The following is an 18,360-nucleotide window of genomic DNA, read 5'->3' on the forward strand; positions in this document are numbered from 1 at the left end:
TCAGCTCTTCTCGGCGACGTTCACAGCGGCGTACGAGCGGACGAGTACCACCACACCGACGACTATGACCGCGGCCGACAGGCCCATCGACGCGGTCCTGAGGGCCGTCTCCGGCATTGGCTCGCCGAGAACCAGCACACCGACGGAGGACGCGGCGACAGGATCGCTGATCTCCAGCATGGCGAACGCCAGTGCGAAGCGTCGCATTCTGTACGCGTGTTGCTGGGCGATTCCCCCGATGGAGAGCAGCACCACGATCGCCAGGGTCAGCCAGTCGAGCACGGCCGCCGGGTCGGCCAGTGCCCGGTGCCCGACGACTCCGACCAGTGCTGAGCCCACCCCGAAGGTGACTCCGGCGGCGAAGCCGAGCGCGATCGCCTTGGCGCTGCCGGTGAAGACGAGCCAGGACACAGCCATCGCCGCGGCGTTCAGGCCCAGCGTCACGACGGTGAGCAGCAGCGCCGGTGGCAGGCTCAACATCGGGTCCTTCGGGGTGTGCGGCAAAGCCAGCACCAGCCCGATCAGCCCCACCACGATGGCCACCGAGCCCGCCAGTTCGGGCAGCCGGATGCGGCGACGATCGAGCACGGCCTTGGTGATCACGGCGAACAGCAGGCCTGTGGTGCCCGACGGTTGGATGATGCTGACCGGCCCCAAGCTGAGCGCCACGACGTGCAGTGCCACCCCCGCCGCGGCGAAGGCCGCCCCGAGCAGCCATCGAGGCTGCTTGACCAGCCGCCCGAAGAACCGCAGCTGCCCACCACCCAGTGCCCAGCTTCGTACCGCCACTCGCTCCTGCAACGCCGATCCCACGGCGATGAACATGGCCCCGGTGACCGCCATGGCGACGGCGAAGGCGAGCACGGTACTCAAGCCTTCGCGCCTCCTGTCGTCGCAAAGCTGGCGATCCACCCCGCGCCCGGCCGCGGTCGCGCCTGCGAGCGCTTCGGCGGCGACACGTTCGGCATGGTGGGCGAGCCCTCCGATCGACGGTAGACCGAGCGGGCAGGTCGGCGGGTGACCCACTCGGGCTGCCCATTCTTCCGGGTCCTCACTCAACGCCACCGGGTGATTCGGTACAGCGCGTTCCCGCCACCGAACCCCCGTACGGGGGATAGCGGCAGTCAGCACCTCGACCGGCGCGGCACAAGAGGTACCGGGGCACCTCGTCACCGCCTTCAGCACGCTACAAGTAGGGTTGCCAGGCACACCGGCGGAGGTCGACGATCACACCCGTGCCCGCCGACGACTACGCCCGCTTCCTGCCCGCCCATCACCGCGCTCGGGCGGCGGCGAGTACCCCCAACTCGACGTGGTGGGAGTGGCGTGGCCGCCGGGTCCACATCCTCCGCGCTACCAATCCCGACGCGCCGGTACGGCTGCTGGTCATCCACGGCGCCGGTGGGCATGCGGCTGCTCTCTGGCCCTTCATCGGGCTTGTGGACGACATGGCCGACGCCTTGCTTCCGGACCTGCCGCTGTACGGCGACACGATCGATCCCGACCCGGCGGGGGTGCGCTACGACGCTTGGGTTGAACTGCTGTGCGACCTTGTCTCGGTCGAACGGGCGGCCGATGCCCGTCCATTGGTGCTGTTCGGTGCGAGCATGGGCGGCATGCTGGCGTACGAGGTCGCTGCCCGCACCCGCGAGGTCGCTGCCGTGGCCGCCACCTGCTTGCTTGACCCTCGCGACCCCGACGCACTTCGCGCGGCCGCCCGGTTCAGCATCGCCGGAGGCGTCGCACCGGCGGTATTGGGTTCGATCGCACGGTTGGCGGGCAGGGTTCGACTACCGATTCGCCGGCTCGTCGACATGCGAAAGATGAGCAACCAGCCCGCACTGTCCGCATTGTGCTCGGCTGATCCGCGCGGCGGCGTGCGAGTGCCCATCGGCTTCCTGTCCAGCTTCCTGCGCTTCGCACACACACCGCCGGAGGATTTCGACGCGGCGCCGGTTCTCCTGGTTCACCCAGCCGAGGACCGCTGGATACCGCCGGAGGTCAGCGCGCGCTTCCTCGCCCGTATCAACGGTGACACCTCGCTGGTCTTGCTGGACAACTGTGGTCACTTCCCGGCGGAGGAACCCGGGCTGACCCTGCTGATCGATGCACTGCGCTCGTTGCAGGGAGCGGCGTAGAGCCGAGGCGGGGCCCAACCGACGTTGCGCTACTGACCATAGACGGCCATCAGCAACTCCGCCGGAGGTGCCACGGTAAGGCAGAACGGGTGTCCTGCCGGATCAAGCAACACGCGCCGACGCGCATCGGCTCGGTAGTCCGCCCGGGCGGCTCCCAAGGCGAGTGCAAGTTGTCCTGCCTTGTTAAGCCGCTCTGCGGCAGTCAGATCCAGCTGCACGATCGACGTTGCGAGGCCAGGTCGGACTCTCGCAGTCCACGACTCGCTGCATGACTGAGAGGAGCCCAGGAGCCTGGACCGCTGCGCTGCTTTCGTGACTCCACGGAACTCGCCCGCCGAGCAACTCGGAATCGAAGTTGGCCAGCTCGTCCAGTCAGCACAGTCAACCGAGAGGCCGACGAAGCGCAGTTGCCTCGAACCTGACGGACTCGACACGAGGTGATCGTAGACCGCGGCCCGACCGGTGATGCCTCACCTTCGGTGACGAAGGAACAGGCCGTCACGCTTCCGCGCCGTGCGCCACGGCGTGGCGGGTGTGGTGATGGTGCAGGGCCTTCTCGTCCTCGTGCCGCTGCGCGGGCTTGAGGTCGAAGACCACCCGCTTCACGTTGCCGGTGAACGGGTACGGCGCCCTGTCCTCGTAGTCGGTGTCCACGACGAGCCCGTTGTCGCGGCCGACGTCCAGCCCCGCGTAGGAGGAGAACGTGATCGGCACGGTCCGGGGCAGCCTGCCCTCGCCGATCTTGCTCTCGCCTGCCCACAGCGTGACGGTGCCTGCCGTGCCGGGCTTGTTCTCGTCCGCCTCGAACAACAGCTTCACCGTCACCTGGCCTGTGGGAACGGGTTCGGTGGAAACCTGCCGGTAGGTCTCGATGCCGAGGAACGCGTAGGTGTGCCGCAGCAGACCGTCGCGGCCGACCCAGAGCGCGAACCCGCCGGTGAAGTCGGCGTTCGCGACGAGGACACCCTCACCCCCGCCTTCGGGCACCTCCAGCTCGGCCTCGATCGCGTAGGACCTGCCCGCGATTCGCGGAATCATGCCCCGCTGCACGTTCTGCACGTCGCCCGCGAACGTGTACCGGGTGACCGGCGGCAACGGCGGCAGGACCCCGAAGAAGACACACAGCCCGCCCAGCAGCGGCAGCACCCGGTTGCGTTCGGCCTCCGACCACCACAGCTGCTTGAGTTCCTCCAGCTTGCCTGGGTGTTCGTCGGCCAGGTCGTGTGCCTGGGAGAAGTCGTCGGGCAGGTAGTACAGCTCCCACGTCGCGTCCTGCTCCCATCCGCCGGGACCGAGACGCTGCAACGTCTGCGGGCTGAAGTCCCACGGGTCGCGGTCGAGTCTGCTGCACGCCCACCAGCCGTCCTTGTAGATCGACCTGCTGCCGAAGGCCTCCGAGTACTGCACCGTGTGCCGCTCCTCGGCATCGGCGTCGTCGAAGGTGTACAGGAAGCTGGTGCCGTCCATCGGCTCCTGACCGATCCCGTCCACGGAGTTGGGCTCCGGGATCCCCGCGGCTTCGAGCACGGTCGGAGCGATGTCGATGCAGTGGGTGAACTGCGACCGGATTCCGGTGTTCCTGATACGCCGCGGCCACGCAACCACCATCGGGTCGCGGGTGCCACCAAGGTGGCTGGCGACCTGCTTGCCCCACTTGAACGGCGTGTTGTTGGCGTGCGCCCAGGCAGCGGCGAAGTGCGGAGCGGTGTGCTCGCTGCCGAGTTCCTCGATCCCGCCGTGCTCCTCGATCAGCTCCAGCTGCTGCTCGGGTTCGAGCACCAGACCGTTGAGGAACGTCATCTCGTTGAACAGCCCGGTCGTCGTGCCCTCCATGCTCGCGCCGTTGTCGCCCCAGACGTAGAAGATGAGCGTGTTGTCCAGATCGCCTGCTTCCTCGACGGCGTCGAGCAGGCGGCCGACGTTGTGGTCGGCGTTCTCCGAGTAACCCGCGAAGACCTCCATCTGGCGGGCGTAGAGCTTGCGCTGTGCGGCGGTGAGCGAGTCCCAGGCCGGGAACAGGTCGGGCCGCTCGGTCAGTTCCGTGTCCTCAGGCACGATCCCCAACCGCTTCTGCCGTTCGAGCGTCTCGCGGCGGTAGACGTCCCACCCCTGGTCGAACTTGCCCTTGTACCTGTCCGCCCATTCCTTGGCAACGTGGTGCGGTGCGTGGCTGCAGCCGGTCGCGTAGTACATGAACCACGGTTTCTTGGCGTCCTGCGCGCGTACCGCGTGCAGCCACTCGACGGCCTTGTCGGTGAGGTCGTCGGGGAAGTAGTACTTCTGGCCGTTCTTGCCTTCCGGCACCCCCAGCACGGAGTTGTCCTGAGTGATGATGGGGTCGTACTGTCCGGCCGCACCGCTGAGGAAACCCCAGAAGTGGTCGAAGCCCCACGACAGCGGCCACCGGCTGAACGGGCCGGCCGCACCCTGCACGTCGTCAGGGGTGAGGTGCCATTTGCCGAAACCGCCGGTGACGTAGCCGTTGTCGCGAAGGATGCGCGGCAACGCCGCGCAGCTTCGCGGCACCGATGCGCTGTAGCCGGGGAACGGACCGGCGAACTCGGCGACGGACCCGAAGCCGACCCGGTGGTTGTTGCGACCGGTCAGCGTCGCCGCTCTGGTCGGGGAGCACACGGCCGCGAGATGGAACCGGTTGTAGGTCAGGCCCAGCTGCTGCACGCGGGAAAGGTTGGGCGTCTCGATCGCGCCTCCGAAGGTGCTCGGCCCGCCGAAACCCGCATCGTCGATGAGCACGATCAGTACGTTGGGGGCCCCGGCCGGAGGTGTCGGGCTCGACACGATCGACCAGTCGACCACGGAGGTGTCCAGGGTCGGCCCGGCCACCCCTGCGAAGCCCGGATCGGGCATCGGCAGCACGGTCCGGTCGGGGTTGAGCTTGCTCATCGCCTCGGTCAGCGAGTCGCGCAGCGCGCCGATACCACCGTTCTCGCTCTGCACGAGGGACCGAGTTCGCGCGGCTTCGAGCGTCTGTTCCACGGCGAGCAGGTGGGTGTCGTCGAAGACCGCGACGACACCCGCGGAGCCCGGCGGTATCGTTTCACCGATCCTGCTCTGGACACGCTGCTGCAACCGGCTCGCGGTGAACTTGCCCGCGAGCCACCCGACGAGCGCACCGGTCGCCACTGTGGACGCCAGCAGGAACGGCGCGAACAGGCCCACCGCCAGGCCGACGCCGCCGCCCCACCGCGCGCCGGAACGGCCCAGATGGTCACCGGTGAGTTCGACCCTGACCTTGCCGTTCTGCTTGTGGGTGACGAGGACGACGCCCTCGACCGCCACCTCCTTGCGTTTCACCCTGGCGACCAGCCTCTTGAAGTCCGTCCGCCCCGTCTCCAGGTCCGGGTAGCCCGCCACGAGAACATCGGTTGGCGCCTGAGCCATCACACCGTTTCCTTTCGCTCCGGTTTGCCGCCGTGGCATCGCCGCCAGGTGTTGGCGCTGCCGCAGGTGCAGGGGTCGTTCCACGAGCGAGCGGCATCCGCCGCCGCGTAGCGGTCGCGCACGGCGCTCGGTTCCTCACCTCGTCGCAGTAGGTCGGCCATCACCCGCATCGGCTCGTCGATGTGCCGGAAGAACCGCTGGTAGCCGGCGCAGAGGTAGTGCAGTCCCGGCTCGCCGTCGGGTGTGGTGAGGAACCGGTCCTTGGGGCAGCCGCCGTTGCACGCGAAGCGGACATCACACCGGCGGCAGTAGTCGGGAAGCGAGTCCGCCTTGGCCTGGCCGAAGGCACGCTGCCGCGGTGAGGTGACCAGTTCCAGCAGCGTGCGGCCCTGCGCGATGTTGCCGAGCAGGTGTTGCCGCTCGACGTAGTGGTCGCAGGAGTAGACGTCGCCGTTGTGTTCCAGCGCCAGCGCCGTGCCGCAGGTGCGGGCGTGCACGCACATGCCGACCTGGTCCATGCCCAGCCAGTGCGCCAGTGCGGTGTCGAAAACCTGGACGAACACGTTGCCGACGTCGTGGCGCACCCACTCCTCGAACGCCTCCACGAGGAACTGGCCGTACTGCCGCGCGCCCACCGAGCGGGGGCCGGCCACGTCGGGCGCGGCCTCGCGTTCCACCACGGGAATGAACTGGACGAAGCGCGCGCCGAGTTGGTCACGCAGGAAGGTGTAGACCTCGCGGCCGTGGTCACCGTTGGCGGCGTTGACCGTGGTCAACGCGTTCCAGTCGACGTGGTGCTCACGCAGCACGTCGAGACCGCGCATCACCCGGTCGAAGGTTGGTCTGCCGCCCTTGTCGACCCGGTAGTAGTCGTGCATCGCCCGGGGCCCGTCGACCGAAAGGCCCACCAGGAAGCCGTGCTCGCGCAGGAACTCACCCCACTCGCCGTCCAGCAGGGTTCCGTTCGTCTGCAGCGTGTTGAGCACCCGTTGCCCGGGGCGGCGCAGCTTCTCCTCGAGTTCGATCGTGCGACGGAAGAACTCCAGACCCATCATGGTCGGCTCGCCACCCTGGAACGCGACCACCACCTCGTCGGCGTCGGCGTGGGCGGCGAGCAACTGGTCGAGGTAGGCCTCGTGCACGTGCGGTTCCATCCGGAAGCCGCTGCCGGGGTAGAGCTGCTCCTTGGACAGGAAGAAGCAGTAATCGCAGTCCAGGTTGCAGATCGCCCCGGTGGGCTTGGCCATGATGTGGAACGCGGTGGCAGCCATAGACTCCCCATCGTTTCGCCGGCTGCCCGCCTGTGCCTTCCCCCGCGGAGGGCGAAGCCACAGCAGTCACCTGATCGGCACCGACCCGAACGTGCGAAACCGTTGCCGTGGGAACCGCGAGGCGAGGTCCACGGCAAGACATCACTTCGAACCGGCAGGCGAGGTGTTCGCCTCCCGCTACGATCCACTCGTGGACCTGTTCAGCGTGGACATCCTGCACATCGAACATCCGGGTGGGTTCCGCAACGCGCTGTGGCGCACGACCTACCGGGTTGACGTGTACGACGACCACGGCGAAGCGCTGGCCACCGTGCGCGAGCGGCAGCAACCGGGAGCGCTGAAGCTCGGCCGCGCCACCGGGTTCTCCGGGCACCTGCCGTTCGACCTGCGAGTGACCGGACCCGACGGCCGCGACCTGCTCGGCATTCGCAAGGGTTTCTCAGGACGCCGCGCCAGGGTCGACGTCACCGATCCGGCCGGGCCGCTCGTCGGCTCGTTGGTCCGGCAAGGCCTCCGCGACATCGCCGTCAACGATCAGCAGGGGCGATCACACGGCAACCTCAGCGACATCGCGGCGTTCCAGTTCGGTGCGCTCGCCAGGCGGGACGGCCGCAAAGTGCGCAGAGACCTCCTGCGGATGCCTCCCGAACTCGGCTCGCCCGTACGGGAGCTGGTGATCGGCGCGGCCTTGGCGTTCGACATCGTGCACGGCAAAGGCACCACCAAGCCCTCCGGTTGGTCGTGGCCCGCGGGCTGACAGGACGGACCTCACCAGCCACTGCGCATGACGGAACCCCCACCCTCCTCCTCGTCACCGGTGTCAGCACCGATGATCTCGTCCGGGTCGTGGCCCTCGCGGATCTCCTGGTGCGCACGCGCCAGGTCGGGCAGCGAGGCCGCCATGGCGGCCTTGACCCCCTCGTCGTCGAGCGCGCGCCCCGAGGCGACGTCGTCCCAGGAAAGCTCGCCCTCCTTGATCCGGGCCACCAGTTCCTTCAGCTCGCGCGGGGCGCGGGGGCTCTCCGCGTGCCGCTCGATGGCGGCCAGGTCCTGCTCGGACAGACCGGAGGAACGGGTCTGCAACTGGTTCGCCTGGGAAACTGCCTGGTCCACACCTGTCAGCCGGGCGTCCACCTCGGCGACCAGCTCGGCCAGCCTGGCCTGATCGTAGGGAAAGGTCACTGTGCACCTCCGGTTTCGCCGGGCGGCGGCGTGCTCGGTGTCGTGGAATAGCGGCCACCAGCGGCGTTGGCGCTCTTGTTCAGACCATATCCGCCGAACGCCGCGCCGATGGCGCCCGACTTGGCCGCCTTGGCGCCGTCGGCGTACTTCTCCTGGCCTTCCTGGTAGGAGTCGAGTACGTCCAGCGCGTCGTTGACGTCGCGGATGTCCTTGATCTTCATCAGCGCGGTGCCCATTGCCACGATGCCGTCCACCATGCCCTGCACGCCCTCGATGAGGGTCTGGATGGAAATGATGATCTTGCGGATGGCGTCGACGATCTGGACGGCGTCGTAGACCATCCACACCGCCCTGCCCCAACCGACGACGGGTATCCACGCCGTCATCGCCGCTTCCATGAGCTTGGTGACCAGCTTGTCGAGCAGCATGAGCGCCACGCTGGTCGCGGTGCGGCAGGTGTTGGCCATGCTCTTGAACTTGTCGCCGATGATGCGGGCGACCTGCGAGTCGGCTTCCACGGCAACGGCCCACATGGTGTCCATCCGGCGCGCGAAGCTGTCCGCGGCATCGCCCTGCCAGTAGTCGCCGAGTTGGTCGACACCGGCGTCGAGGTTGCGCCGCACCGAGTCCAGCGCCTTGGACACCTGATTCCACGCGTGCGCGTTGCCGTCGATCTTTTCGAAGTCGCCGAGCAGCGGGTTGATCAGCGACTCGACCAGGTTCTCGCCGGTGACCTTCTCGTAGATCCAGTTGACTCCCTGGATCTTCCAGCCTGCCTTTTCGATGAGTTCCTTGGTGCTCTGCCTGCCCGGGCGGTCCTCCGCTTCCGCGGCGAGCGCGGCGGCCGGGTCCTCGACGTCGGCGTAGGTGGTCACCGGCCACCTCCCGACACCGGGGCACCGGGCACCGTGTTGATCCCCTGCTCGAGCAGGTCGAGTGTCTCGACGACGCCCTTGTCCCGTTTGACGTAGGCGTCCGCGGCCTTCGCCAGGCCCGCCGCATCCTTCAACATCATCTGGTTCGCGAAGTCGAGAGTGCGGCCGTACAGGTCCGCGACACCGTCCACCACAGGTACGAGCAGCGACAGCAGGCCGGTGAACCCGGACGTGTCGCCCCCCTTGGAGATCGCGTGGTCCTTGATGGTCAGGAAATGGCCCGCGTTGCGCTTCATCAGCTCGCCGTACCCGTCGAGCTCCGCGGGCTCGACCTTGAAGCCCCCAGCCACGTGTCCACCTTTCGTCCGTTCCGGAAATGGTGGTGTGACGTTACCCGCGAGCCACGAGTTCCAGGTGACTTCTCAACACCTGCGAGCCGCCTGCCGGTTCGCTCGGCGGGTAGCGAGCACCGAGTGCGACGTTAGGGTCTTCGGTGTGGGACTGTTCGCGGTACAGCGGGAGTTCAGCGCCTACGGCCCCTCACACTGGCTGGCACTGCTGGTGTTCGGCGTGGGAGCGGCACTGGTGGTCCGGGTTGGTCGTGGGCATCGCAGCCAGGCGCGGGCTGCGCTGCGCTTCAGTCGTGCTTTCGCGGTGACGATCCTTGCCCTCAGTCTTGCGAGACTGATCCACTCGCTGCTCCCGCCGAGCCTCCAGAACTCCGTTCCGCTGCACATTTCCGACCTCGTGCCCCTGGCCACCGCCTACGCTCTGTACTCGCGCAGCCGGTGGGCCTACGCGCTGACCTACTACTGGGGACTCGTGCTCAGCACCCAGGCACTGGCCACACCGGCTTTGACCGGTCCGGACTTCCCCCACTTCAATTTCCTGTTCTTCTGGGGAAGCCACCTACTGGTCGTCTGGGCCGCCGTCTACCTCACCTGGGGTCTCGGTATGCGCGTCGGATGGCGTAGCTACCGCATCACGGTCGCGATTACGGCGGGCTGGGCGGCGGCGACCATGAGCTTCAACGCCGTGGCGGGCACCAACTACGGCTTTCTCAATCGCAAACCCGAGACGGTCTCGGTGCTAGATCTGCTCGGCCCGTGGCCGTGGTACCTGCTGGCGCTCGCCGCCGTGCTGCTGGTGGTGTGGGCTTTGCTGACCTGGCCCTGGGTCCGGCACCGCAGGGGTGTCGGTGACTCGGGACGCCGGACTAACTGACGCCGTGGTCGGCTGAGGGAATCGACGAATCCGGGCCCGAATTCACCCATACAGGGAGTATCTCGCAGGAGGACAGCGCTTCTCGGCTTCGGCTGCGACTATCGATGGCCGAACTGGGGAGGACGAACAAGTCATGGCCTCGAAATACCAGCCGCGCGACCGCAACGGCCGATTCGCCTCGAAAACGGGGGTGGCCGCGGTCGCCACGGCCGGCCTCGTCGCCTTCGGCGCGACCACGGGTGGCACCGGTGGGCCCGCCGGTTCGCTGGGCAGCGGCACGAGCTCGAGCGTGGGCAAGAATCTCTCGGCGCGCAAGGCCGACAGCCAGAAATCAGCGCGCGCCGGGCGAGCTGACGAGGCATGGAACCGGCTGGGCATGCGCACGCTGAGGAAAGCGGCCCGGCACCACACCGAATGCGTCAGCCGGTCGTTCGGCGAGGTGCGGCAGTACCTCGCCCGCACCCGCTGCACGTCCTTGCGTCGCGCGCTGTTCACCATCGGCGACGGCGAGGATTCGGTGGTGGTATCGGTGGCGTGGGTGAGCTTTCGCACTCGGGGGCAGGCCGCCCGACTCCGGGACCTCATCGACGTGCACGGCACCGGCGACATCGAGCCACTGGGTGGCGAGTTCGTCGGCGCGGCAGGTATCCGGTTCAGCGGACACAACTACGACTCCAGACTGAACCGGACGGTACTCACCGTCGCCGAAACCGAGACACTGTCCGGAGAGTTCAGCGCGGAAGACCTCGACACGGTGGCCGAGGTAGCCGCGCTGTTGCCACGACCGTGAGCCGCGTGCCGCCGGTGGACCACGACGACCGTCGGCGGCGCCACCACTCGCCCATGTCGCGAAATGTTTCCCCTCGCAGGCCACCAGTTGAGCTGCTCGCGGATTGTCAAACGCCGATGACGGTGACCAGTTTCTCCAGCCCCGCGAAATCGGAGGGGTTACGGGTGAGAAGAGGCCAGCCGTGAGCACCTGCGATCGCGGCGATTTGCAGGTCGGCGAGGCGACGGCGTGGTTGGCGGCCTGCAGCACGAATGCGTCCATAGAGCTGCCCGTAGAACCGAGCGGCCTCGGCGTCGAACGGCAGCGGAACGAAGCTGCTTTCGACCCACTGCAGTCGACGCAGTCGGACCCCTTGTTCGTCCGCGGTCTTGGCCGCGACCACCCCGGCAGAGAGTTCGGCCAGGGTGATCGCACTCAGGTACAAGGCACCGTCCGGCAAAGAATTCGGATCGAGTCCGTCACCGAGGTCGATGACGACATTGGTGTCCAACAGGGCCGGCGAGAGCGGCTCATTCATCAAAGGTCACGTCGCTGTCGACCAAGGCATCGATGTCAGCCCGCAGCCGTGCCGCATCCACCACGGGCAGATTGGCTACGGCTTCCGCGATCTCGGCTCGTGTCTGGTACTGGCGCCGCTGGACGGGGATCACCTCAGCGGTGGGTGTGTTGCCCCTGACGACCGTGAAGCGTTCTCCACGCTCTACCCGACTCAGGATCCGTGAGCTGTCGTTACGCAGCTCACTGGGAGTGATCTCAGACATACCGCGATGATAGCAATATTGCTTCAATTTGCTAAGCCCAACCGAGTCCGGCACCGCAGCCACTGGCGACGCCCGACGCTTACCCACAAGCCCACGCGCCCACGCGTCCGTGCCTGGCCGACCGACCACCGCGGTGCCGCCCCGTACCGGAACGCGGGCACACTCGGTAGTCGGTCGGCGTCGCCCGGCGTCAGCTTTGCGGGTATGCCGCCCAGCGCAGGTAGGGTTTGACCTCTTCGACCTGCTCGAACCGCTGCTTGGCGTCGTCGGTCGACATCGTCGGGGCCACGATCACCCGGTTGCCGGGCGTCCAGTCCGCTGGGGTGGAGACCGGGTGCGCGTCGGTGAGCTGCAGCGCGTCGATGACCCGCAGGATCTCGTCGAAGTTGCGGCCGACGGACTTCGGGTAGGTCAGCGTGAGCCGTACCTTGTTCTGCGGGTCGATGATGAACACCGAGCGCACCGTCGAGGTGTCACCCTCGCCCGGGTGAATCATGTCGTACAGCTCGGAAACCTTGCGGTCGGGGTCGGCGATGATCGGGAAGTTCAGGTCGGTGCCACCGACGTCCCGAATGTCCGGCGCCCAACCGCGGTGGTCCTCCACCGGGTCCACCGAAACCGCGATCGACTTGACGTTGCGCTTGTTGAACTCGTCGTTCAGCACGGCGGTGCGGCCCAGTTCGGTCGTGCACACCGGCGTGTAGTCCGCCGGGTGGCTGAACAGCACCGCCCACGCACCGGCTTTCCACTGGTGAAAGTCGATCTCGCCTTCGGTGGTCTCCGCCGTGAAGTTCGGCGCCTCGTCGCCCAGGTGCAGGCCCATGGGTGTTCTCCTCTCGATGTTCGGTACGGGGGTACCTGACCCAAAGTAGAGCAGACATCCCGGTCAGGGCGCGGCAGCGGTCCGGTAAGGCCGTCCAGCGGCAGCGGCGCCGGATCCGCGAGCTGCCCCACCGCGATCAATCCGACGGGGAGGTGATCCCGCGCACCATGGTGTCGATGGCGTGGTACAGGGCGGCCCTGTCGTTGTCGCCCAGGTAGGGCCGAGCCAGCGCGTCGTAGAGCAGCCCGTCCAGGTGGGCGATCAGCAGCCGGGCCGCCCGCTCGGGGTGATCGACGCCCGCGGTTCGCATGCCGGCGGCGGTCCGGTCGATGAACCGGCGGTTGGCGGCTTCCAGCTCGGGCAGCAGTTCCGCACGGCGGGTCGCATCGAGGTAGAGCTCCATGCGGGCGCGGGTACGCGACCGGGCCGGCCCCAACCAGTAGCAGAGCAGTTCCGTCAACATCGTGACGATCTCGCGTCGCTGCTCGGGGGTGTCGATGCTCCAACCCGTCTCAGGGATGCCCGCCAGCATGGCCTCGTCGAGTTCGACCAGCCGATCCAGGACGGCGGCGAGCAGGGCGACCCGGGTTCGGTAACAACTGCTGGTGCTGCCCTGCGGTAGTCCGGCCCGCGTATCGACCGCCCGGTGGGTGAGACCGCGCAGGCCCTCGGCGGCGATCACCTCGATGGCCGCGTCCGCGGCACGTTGCTTGCGACTCGGTCCTACGCCGTCCTGCCCTCGCACCGGCACTAGCCTAGTCGGCGGTGCGATCCTCCACCTGGACCCACAGGCCGTTGCGCGGCCGCATGGAGATCATGCTGACCGGTCGAACCCGCTGCCTCGGCAACCGCAGTGACGTTCTGGCCAACAGCCGCGCGAGCATGACGGTGAGTTCGGTGGCCGCCATGGTGGAACCGACGCAGCGATGCGGCCCCGCACCGAAGGGAAGGTATTCGTGTGGTGCGGGCTTGCGGTAGCCGAGCTGGCTGGAGTCCCAACGTTGCGGGCGGAACCGCAGCGGATCGTGCCATACCTGCGGGAGCCGGTGTGTCACGTACGGACTGATCGCGAGCATGCTGCCCGCACGAACTACTCGGCCACCGAACTCGAAGTCCCGTGCCGCCTTACGGCCGACCACGACGACGGCGGGATACAGCCGTAGCGTTTCCCGCACGATGCCGTTGAGGTACGTGAGGTCCTTCAGGTCTTGCGGTGCGGGTCGCCGACGCCCGAGTACCTGCCGTACTTCCTGCCGCGCCGTTTCCCAGACCCCGGGCACGCTCAGCAGGGAGTAGATCGCCCAGGCCAGCGTGGCGCTGGTGGTTTCGTAGCCTGCGACGATCAAGGTGACGACCTGATCGCGGATCTCGAGGTCGCTGAGCGTGGCGCCGTCCTCGTCGCGGCTGTGCACCAACGCCGTCAGAACGTCGGAGCCGTCGGAGTCGATGGCGCGGATATGCGCGATCTCGGTGTGGATCCGTTCGTCGATCCGGCCGCGTGCGAGCATTGCCCGACGCCATTCGGGAGTGCGCAGGCGCCGCTTCCAGGTGACGGTCTGCGGGAGCGCGTCGCACAGGTCGAGCAGTACCTGCAACTGGTCGCCGAAGAACCGTTCGTCGCGTGCCAGCCGGGTACCGAACAACGTCCGCAGCGTCGTACGCCGGATCGCGGCGCGAAACCCCTGGTATACGTCCACCGTGTCACCAGGCTGCCAGGTGTCGATCAGCTGGTCGGTGTTGTCCACCATCGTGTCGACGTACCCGGCTACCCGGCGATGGTGCATCGTCGGCTGCACCAACCCGCGCCTGCGGCGGTGCTCGTCGCCGTCACTGAGCAGCATCGACGTGGGCCCGTCCACCGGCACCAGCCAGTCGAAGGCGTCCCGCCACCGGAAGAGGTCCGAGTTGCCGAAGACGAACCTGTTGGCTTCGGGTCCCAGCAGGTAGGTGAACCGCTCCGGCCGGCTCCGATCCTGACCACCGGGCCGCGTTGGCGGTGAAGCGACGCCAGTAGCTCGCCGGGGAGGTACCGCACGGTGCTTCCCCGCAGCAGCGAGGCCGAGTGCGGTGGCCCTGCCGTGTCCTGTGCGAATGTCCCCATCACGCCACTTCCTTCGATCGACCGACTCGCCAGTCCGCTACGCCTGTAGCATTCACTGTGTAGCGCGACGTCGACTCTCGGGTCAACTCATCGGGACTCATCCGCAACAGAGAAGGACTGCGATGCACGAACTGACCTTCGGCTTCTCCCTGCTGCCGACTCTGGACCTGGACGCACATGTCGAGCTGGTCACCGCGGCCGAGGCAGCTGGTCTGGACCTGGTGGGAATTCAGGACCATCCCTACGTCCCTGGCTACCTGGACACCTTCGTGCTCGCCGGTGCCCTGCTCGCGCGCACCGGCAGCATCACCGTGTTCCCTGACGTGGCCAATCTGCCGCTGCGACCACCGGCGATGCTGGCGAAGACGGCGGCCGCGCTGGACCTGGTGTCCGAGGGCAGGTTCGAGCTGGCCCTCGGCGCGGGTGGCTACTGGGACGCGATCACAGGTCTCGGTGTCCCCCGGCAGCGCCCGGCCGAGGCCAACGCGGCGCTGGAGGAGGCGATCGGCGTCGTGCGTGCGCTGTGGAGACCGGGTGGCGCTCCGGTATGGCTGGATGGTGACCACTATTCGATCCAGGGGGCGCCGTCCGGCCCGGTTCCTGCGCACCCGATCGAGATCTGGACCGGCGCCCAGGGACCGAACGCACTACGGCTGACCGGGCGCATCGCCGACGGCTGGGCCGCTCCCATCGCCTCGTACCTGCCGTACGAGAAGTGGGCGAAGGCCAACCTGGTCATCGACGATGCGGGACGTTCGGCCGGTCGCGATCCAGGGCAGATCCGGCGGATCGCCCAGCTCGTGGGGACGATCCTCGACCGGCCGGGCGCCTCGACGGCCGACGCCGAATCCGGAGCCGAGCCGATCCGCGGCACGGCACGGCAATGGGCGGAACTGATCGCGCGGCTGGCGAGCGAACAACCGTTCACCAGCTTCGTCTTCTGGCCGCAGCGGCAGACCGTGGACCAGGTCGGCAGGTTCGCGGCCGAGGTCGTCCCGGCCGCGCGGGCGTTGCTCGGCGAGGCCAGAACGGCCGGGCACGCGAGCGACTCGGCCCAGCACTGAAGTCTCGCCAACCTGATCACCCGCGAAGCCGGCACCGTCGCACGCTGCCGCAGCGCGAGGCTCGACGGCGGTGCCTGTGCCTGTGGTGCCTGCGGTGCCGAGCCACCGGCGCCTTCCGGCCACAGGCCGGTGTTCTGCCTGGTCATCGCTACCGGCCACCGATGACCGCCGCCGTTACCTGTTGCCCGGCCGCTCGGAGGCGAAGCGTGTTCGCCGGACGAACACCACCGCACCGAGCAGAAGGGCACAGCCATGGCGCCACCCCCAGGACGCGCACCGATGACCGACCACCCCACCTGCGCGCAGCTCGAGAACGAGGGCGACAACGACGACCTCCAACACACCATGGCCGAGTACGCCGCATGGATCGACTACCTGGTCCACTACGAAGGGCACGACGGGCCCCGACGGATTCGCTTCATCGATGGCAACCGCATGGCGGACGGCAGAACCGAAGTCGATCTCAACAAGCCCGCCGACCAGCCGCTGATCAAGGAGGGTGAGCACTACGAGGTCATTGGTTCGGTCCTGGACGGCACCGACCCGTCGACCGTCCACGAAGCGGTCCTGGCCGTCGCCGGGTGCAGCCCGAGCGTGCTCGGCGAGGCGTACAACGGGGTCGCCACCGGCTACCTCTGCGTCGGTGGCGATGGAATGCCGGACGACCAGGATGCGGGCGAGTCGGCTGAATCCGAGTATCCGATGTTGCTTCCGTTGAGTTCCGACTTCGCGGAGATGCGCAAGGGCTGGATCGAGGACGGCAACGCCAAGGCCCACGACTGGGAGCAGCGGCGGATCAGGTTCGCGGTCGGCAACGAGAACGCCTTCCTCGCCATCGCCGAGGCGTTCGCGCTGTACGAAGCGGTGTACCTGGAAGCCCGGCGTTCGCTGGACGAGGCGGTGAAGGCACTCATCGCGCGTTTCGAAGCCAAGGTGGCCACCTCGCCTGCCGAGGCGCCGGCCGACGGCCCGAACTGGTTCGCCGCTCTGATCGCCGGTGCCGGTGTCGTCAGCGTCACGATCGTGACAGGCGGAGCGACGCTGCCGTGGTTGGCGGCCGCCGGTGCGATCGGAACGGCGACAGCCGCCCTGCAGGAACAGGCAGGGAAGTCACCGACGAGGTACGAGGCAGCCGACCCCGGTCGCTGGAGAGACCTCCTGCACGGCTTCTGCGAGGAGATCACGCGGCAACTGGAGCAGGTCGCCCGGGAGATCGACAGCATCCGGCAGAACCTGGTCAGCAGGATCGCCGCCATCCGGAATGGACATTCGCTGGCTCCGCCCGCGCCCGACGAATCGATCAAAGACATCCCGCCCCACGGCCGAAACATCGTCCCCGATCAGCTCAGCAACGGTGTGGGACGCTGGCTGGACCCGAAGGTCGATGCTCTCGCGGCGAACAGTCGTGAGTACCAGGCGGGCATCCACGCCATCGGTGGCGCGGATTGGGGGTCCTCATCGCGTTTCCCGGCCATTCCTCTCGCCGGTCGCAACTTCGGGGACAGGGTGGTCTCCCTCGGGCAGGAAGCTGTCGACAAGCACAACACGATGGTGGATTATCTTCGGCAGCACGGGGAAGCGCTTCGGTACGTCGCCGACACCGCCCAGGCGAGCGAAGACAACGCGGTCGGCGTCATCAACAACCTCCTCAAGTCCGTCGAATCCGTTCAGCCGATGTGAGCCCGGGTTCGCCAGGCGCGAGCCGTCGCGGCAGCGCGGCCCGCCTGTCCTGAAGCCGCCTGGCGGGCTCGTTCCCCCCTGACCCACCGGAAACGAGCGAGAGCACGGAGGGACAACGCATGCCCGACTACGGACACGACCTGTTGTTCGGCACCTTCGCCACTCCCGTGGCGGCACCCGCACGGCGCCCGGTCGAGCTCGCGATCGCCGCCGACCGCGCGGGCCTGGACCTGGCGACCTTCCAGGACCACCCCTACCAGCCCCGCTTCCACGACACCTGGACGCTGCTGTCCTATGTGGCCGCGAAGACCGAGCGGATAGGGCTGAGCGGCAACGTGCTCAACCTCCCGCTGCGTGAGCCCGCCGTGCTGGCCCGCAGCGCGGCCTGCCTCGACCTGCTCAGCGGCGGGCGGATCGAACTCGGGCTCGGCGCGGGCGCGTTCTGGGACGCCATCGAGGCGATGGGCGGGCGCAGGCTGAGCCCGGGGCAGGCGCAGGCGGCGCTGGCGGAGGCCATCGACATCATCCGCCAGGTGTGGGCCACCGACCGGCGGGGCGGAGTCCATGTCAACGGGACCTACTACCAGGTCGACGGCGCCAAGCGGGGACCGGCGCCCGCACACGACATCGGCATCTGGCTGGGCGCATACAGACCCAGGATGCTCGCGCTCACCGGCGGCGCGGCCGACGGCTGGCCACCGTCACTGTCCTACCTGCCCGGCGGCCCCGCCGACCTGGCCGCGATGAACGCCCGCATCGACGACGCCGCGACCGCGGCCGGACGCAGGCCCTCGGACGTTCGGCGGCTGCTCAACATCGAAGGTCAGTTCACCGACGTGGGCCGGTCGCTGCTCAACGGGCCCGCGCAGCAGTGGGCCGAGGACCTCGCCGGGCTCACCGTGGAACACGGCGTCACCGGGTTCCTCCTCGCCACCGACGACAAGGACACGATCGAGCGCTTCGCCGCCGAGGTCGCCCCCGCCACCAGGGAACTGGTCGCCGCCGAGCGGCGGTGACCCCGGCAGCCGCGAGACGGGCCACCTCCGGCT

General features: G+C 68.1%; 19 protein-coding genes. 7 read left to right on the top strand and 12 right to left on the bottom strand.

Going from position 1 to position 18,360, the window contains the following annotated elements; translation table 11 throughout:
• Positions 1-864 carry a DMT family transporter gene (locus SACMADRAFT_RS15130; protein WP_232285613.1) on the bottom strand — a complete coding sequence of 288 codons (864 nt, stop codon included), beginning with the start codon at positions 862-864 and terminating at the stop codon, positions 1-3.
• A gap of 371 nt (positions 865-1,235) precedes the next feature.
• Here SACMADRAFT_RS15130 and SACMADRAFT_RS15135 point away from each other — a divergent pair, with 371 nt between their 5' ends.
• The gene (locus tag SACMADRAFT_RS15135) at positions 1,236-2,138 is read left to right on the top strand and encodes an alpha/beta fold hydrolase (protein WP_009154710.1); all 903 of its coding nucleotides are present in this window, start codon (positions 1,236-1,238) and stop codon (positions 2,136-2,138) included.
• A gap of 29 nt (positions 2,139-2,167) precedes the next feature.
• Here SACMADRAFT_RS15135 and SACMADRAFT_RS31295 read toward each other — a convergent pair whose 3' ends face one another.
• From SACMADRAFT_RS31295 to SACMADRAFT_RS15145, 3 genes are all read right to left on the bottom strand, one after another.
• On the bottom strand, positions 2,168-2,572 hold the full coding sequence (locus SACMADRAFT_RS31295) for a VOC family protein (protein ID WP_332307128.1): 405 nt from the start codon (positions 2,570-2,572) through the stop codon (positions 2,168-2,170).
• Between the two features lie 64 nt (positions 2,573-2,636).
• Entirely contained in the window at positions 2,637-5,540 is a 2,904-nt protein-coding gene (locus SACMADRAFT_RS15140; protein WP_009154711.1) for an arylsulfatase, read from the bottom strand.
• Positions 5,540-6,811: an anaerobic sulfatase maturase gene (locus tag SACMADRAFT_RS15145; protein ID WP_009154712.1), complete on the bottom strand. Its 1,272-nt coding sequence runs from the start codon at positions 6,809-6,811 to the stop codon at positions 5,540-5,542. Before SACMADRAFT_RS15145 ends, SACMADRAFT_RS15140 begins: the two co-directional genes overlap by 1 nt.
• A gap of 190 nt (positions 6,812-7,001) precedes the next feature.
• Between SACMADRAFT_RS15145 and SACMADRAFT_RS15150 the strand changes: the two genes are divergently transcribed.
• Entirely contained in the window at positions 7,002-7,568 is a 567-nt protein-coding gene (locus SACMADRAFT_RS15150) for a hypothetical protein (RefSeq protein WP_040926461.1), read from the top strand.
• A gap of 11 nt (positions 7,569-7,579) precedes the next feature.
• Here SACMADRAFT_RS15150 and SACMADRAFT_RS15155 read toward each other — a convergent pair whose 3' ends face one another.
• From SACMADRAFT_RS15155 to SACMADRAFT_RS15165, 3 genes are read right to left on the bottom strand one after another with little or no spacing between them, the layout of a single operon-like run.
• Entirely contained in the window at positions 7,580-7,993 is a 414-nt protein-coding gene (locus SACMADRAFT_RS15155; RefSeq protein ID WP_009154714.1) for a hypothetical protein, read from the bottom strand.
• Positions 7,990-8,868: a WXG100 family type VII secretion target gene (locus SACMADRAFT_RS15160; RefSeq protein ID WP_009154715.1), complete on the bottom strand. Its 879-nt coding sequence runs from the start codon at positions 8,866-8,868 to the stop codon at positions 7,990-7,992. Before SACMADRAFT_RS15160 ends, SACMADRAFT_RS15155 begins: the two co-directional genes overlap by 4 nt.
• Positions 8,865-9,218, bottom strand: coding sequence for a hypothetical protein (locus SACMADRAFT_RS15165; RefSeq protein ID WP_009154716.1), 354 nt, complete (start codon positions 9,216-9,218; stop codon positions 8,865-8,867). Before SACMADRAFT_RS15165 ends, SACMADRAFT_RS15160 begins: the two co-directional genes overlap by 4 nt.
• Before the next feature lie 145 nt (positions 9,219-9,363).
• On the opposite strand from SACMADRAFT_RS15165, the gene SACMADRAFT_RS15170 reads away from it, so the two are divergent.
• Together SACMADRAFT_RS15170 and SACMADRAFT_RS15175 are read left to right on the top strand one after the other, a co-directional pair.
• A complete protein-coding gene (locus tag SACMADRAFT_RS15170) occupies positions 9,364-10,092 on the top strand; it encodes a YwaF family protein (protein ID WP_009154717.1) in 729 nt (242 codons plus the stop codon).
• Positions 10,093-10,225: 133 nt separating this feature from the next.
• Positions 10,226-10,882 carry a hypothetical protein gene (locus tag SACMADRAFT_RS15175; RefSeq protein ID WP_009154718.1) on the top strand — a complete coding sequence of 219 codons (657 nt, stop codon included), beginning with the start codon at positions 10,226-10,228 and terminating at the stop codon, positions 10,880-10,882.
• Between the two features lie 106 nt (positions 10,883-10,988).
• On the opposite strand, the gene SACMADRAFT_RS15180 is transcribed toward SACMADRAFT_RS15175, so the two are convergent.
• The 5 genes from SACMADRAFT_RS15180 to SACMADRAFT_RS15200 form a co-directional block, all read right to left on the bottom strand.
• Entirely contained in the window at positions 10,989-11,399 is a 411-nt protein-coding gene (locus SACMADRAFT_RS15180) for a type II toxin-antitoxin system VapC family toxin (RefSeq protein WP_009154719.1), read from the bottom strand.
• Complete coding sequence (locus tag SACMADRAFT_RS15185) at positions 11,392-11,643, bottom strand: type II toxin-antitoxin system Phd/YefM family antitoxin (protein ID WP_009154720.1); 252 nt, start codon at positions 11,641-11,643, stop codon at positions 11,392-11,394. Before SACMADRAFT_RS15185 ends, SACMADRAFT_RS15180 begins: the two co-directional genes overlap by 8 nt.
• Before the next feature lie 190 nt (positions 11,644-11,833).
• Positions 11,834-12,466, bottom strand: a complete 633-nt coding sequence (locus SACMADRAFT_RS15190) for a peroxiredoxin (protein WP_009154721.1) — start codon at positions 12,464-12,466, stop codon at positions 11,834-11,836.
• 136 nt (positions 12,467-12,602) lie between these two features.
• Positions 12,603-13,211 (bottom strand): TetR/AcrR family transcriptional regulator, encoded by a 609-nt coding sequence (locus SACMADRAFT_RS15195; protein ID WP_009154722.1) that lies wholly within the window; start codon positions 13,209-13,211, stop codon positions 12,603-12,605.
• Between the two features lie 10 nt (positions 13,212-13,221).
• On the bottom strand, positions 13,222-14,559 hold the full coding sequence (locus SACMADRAFT_RS15200) for a cytochrome P450 (protein ID WP_332307215.1): 1,338 nt from the start codon (positions 14,557-14,559) through the stop codon (positions 13,222-13,224).
• Between the two features lie 130 nt (positions 14,560-14,689).
• On the opposite strand from SACMADRAFT_RS15200, the gene SACMADRAFT_RS15205 reads away from it, so the two are divergent.
• The 3 genes from SACMADRAFT_RS15205 to SACMADRAFT_RS15215 all read left to right on the top strand — a co-directional run bounded on the left by SACMADRAFT_RS15205 (position 14,690) and on the right by SACMADRAFT_RS15215 (position 18,327).
• Positions 14,690-15,631: an LLM class flavin-dependent oxidoreductase gene (locus tag SACMADRAFT_RS15205; RefSeq protein ID WP_009154723.1), complete on the top strand. Its 942-nt coding sequence runs from the start codon at positions 14,690-14,692 to the stop codon at positions 15,629-15,631.
• A 279-nt stretch (positions 15,632-15,910) separates the two neighbouring features.
• On the top strand, positions 15,911-17,311 hold the full coding sequence (locus SACMADRAFT_RS15210) for a hypothetical protein (protein ID WP_009154724.1): 1,401 nt from the start codon (positions 15,911-15,913) through the stop codon (positions 17,309-17,311).
• Between the two features lie 119 nt (positions 17,312-17,430).
• Positions 17,431-18,327, top strand: a complete 897-nt coding sequence (locus tag SACMADRAFT_RS15215) for an LLM class flavin-dependent oxidoreductase (RefSeq protein ID WP_009154725.1) — start codon at positions 17,431-17,433, stop codon at positions 18,325-18,327.
• Positions 18,328-18,360: the final 33 nt, after the last annotated feature.

It is taken from the genome of Saccharomonospora marina XMU15, from assembly GCF_000244955.1.
In the GTDB taxonomy this organism is placed as follows: Bacteria; Actinomycetota; Actinomycetes; order Mycobacteriales; family Pseudonocardiaceae; genus Saccharomonospora_A; species Saccharomonospora_A marina.

Excerpts from the sequence above, each read along its gene's own strand:
- SACMADRAFT_RS15175 (WP_009154718.1), top strand. The coding sequence starts at position 10,226 with ATGGCCTCGAAATACCAGCCGCGCGACCGCAACGGCCGATTCGCCTCG.
- SACMADRAFT_RS15140 (WP_009154711.1), bottom strand. The coding sequence starts at position 5,540 with ATGGCTCAGGCGCCAACCGATGTTCTCGTGGCGGGCTACCCGGACCTG.
- SACMADRAFT_RS15205 (WP_009154723.1), top strand. The coding sequence starts at position 14,690 with ATGCACGAACTGACCTTCGGCTTCTCCCTGCTGCCGACTCTGGACCTG.
- SACMADRAFT_RS15190 (WP_009154721.1), bottom strand. The coding sequence starts at position 12,466 with ATGGGCCTGCACCTGGGCGACGAGGCGCCGAACTTCACGGCGGAGACC.
- SACMADRAFT_RS15210 (WP_009154724.1), top strand. The coding sequence starts at position 15,911 with ATGACCGACCACCCCACCTGCGCGCAGCTCGAGAACGAGGGCGACAAC.
- SACMADRAFT_RS15215 (WP_009154725.1), top strand. The coding sequence starts at position 17,431 with ATGCCCGACTACGGACACGACCTGTTGTTCGGCACCTTCGCCACTCCC.
- SACMADRAFT_RS15145 (WP_009154712.1), bottom strand. The coding sequence starts at position 6,811 with ATGGCTGCCACCGCGTTCCACATCATGGCCAAGCCCACCGGGGCGATC.
- SACMADRAFT_RS15180 (WP_009154719.1), bottom strand. The coding sequence starts at position 11,399 with ATGAATGAGCCGCTCTCGCCGGCCCTGTTGGACACCAATGTCGTCATC.
- SACMADRAFT_RS15185 (WP_009154720.1), bottom strand. The coding sequence starts at position 11,643 with ATGTCTGAGATCACTCCCAGTGAGCTGCGTAACGACAGCTCACGGATC.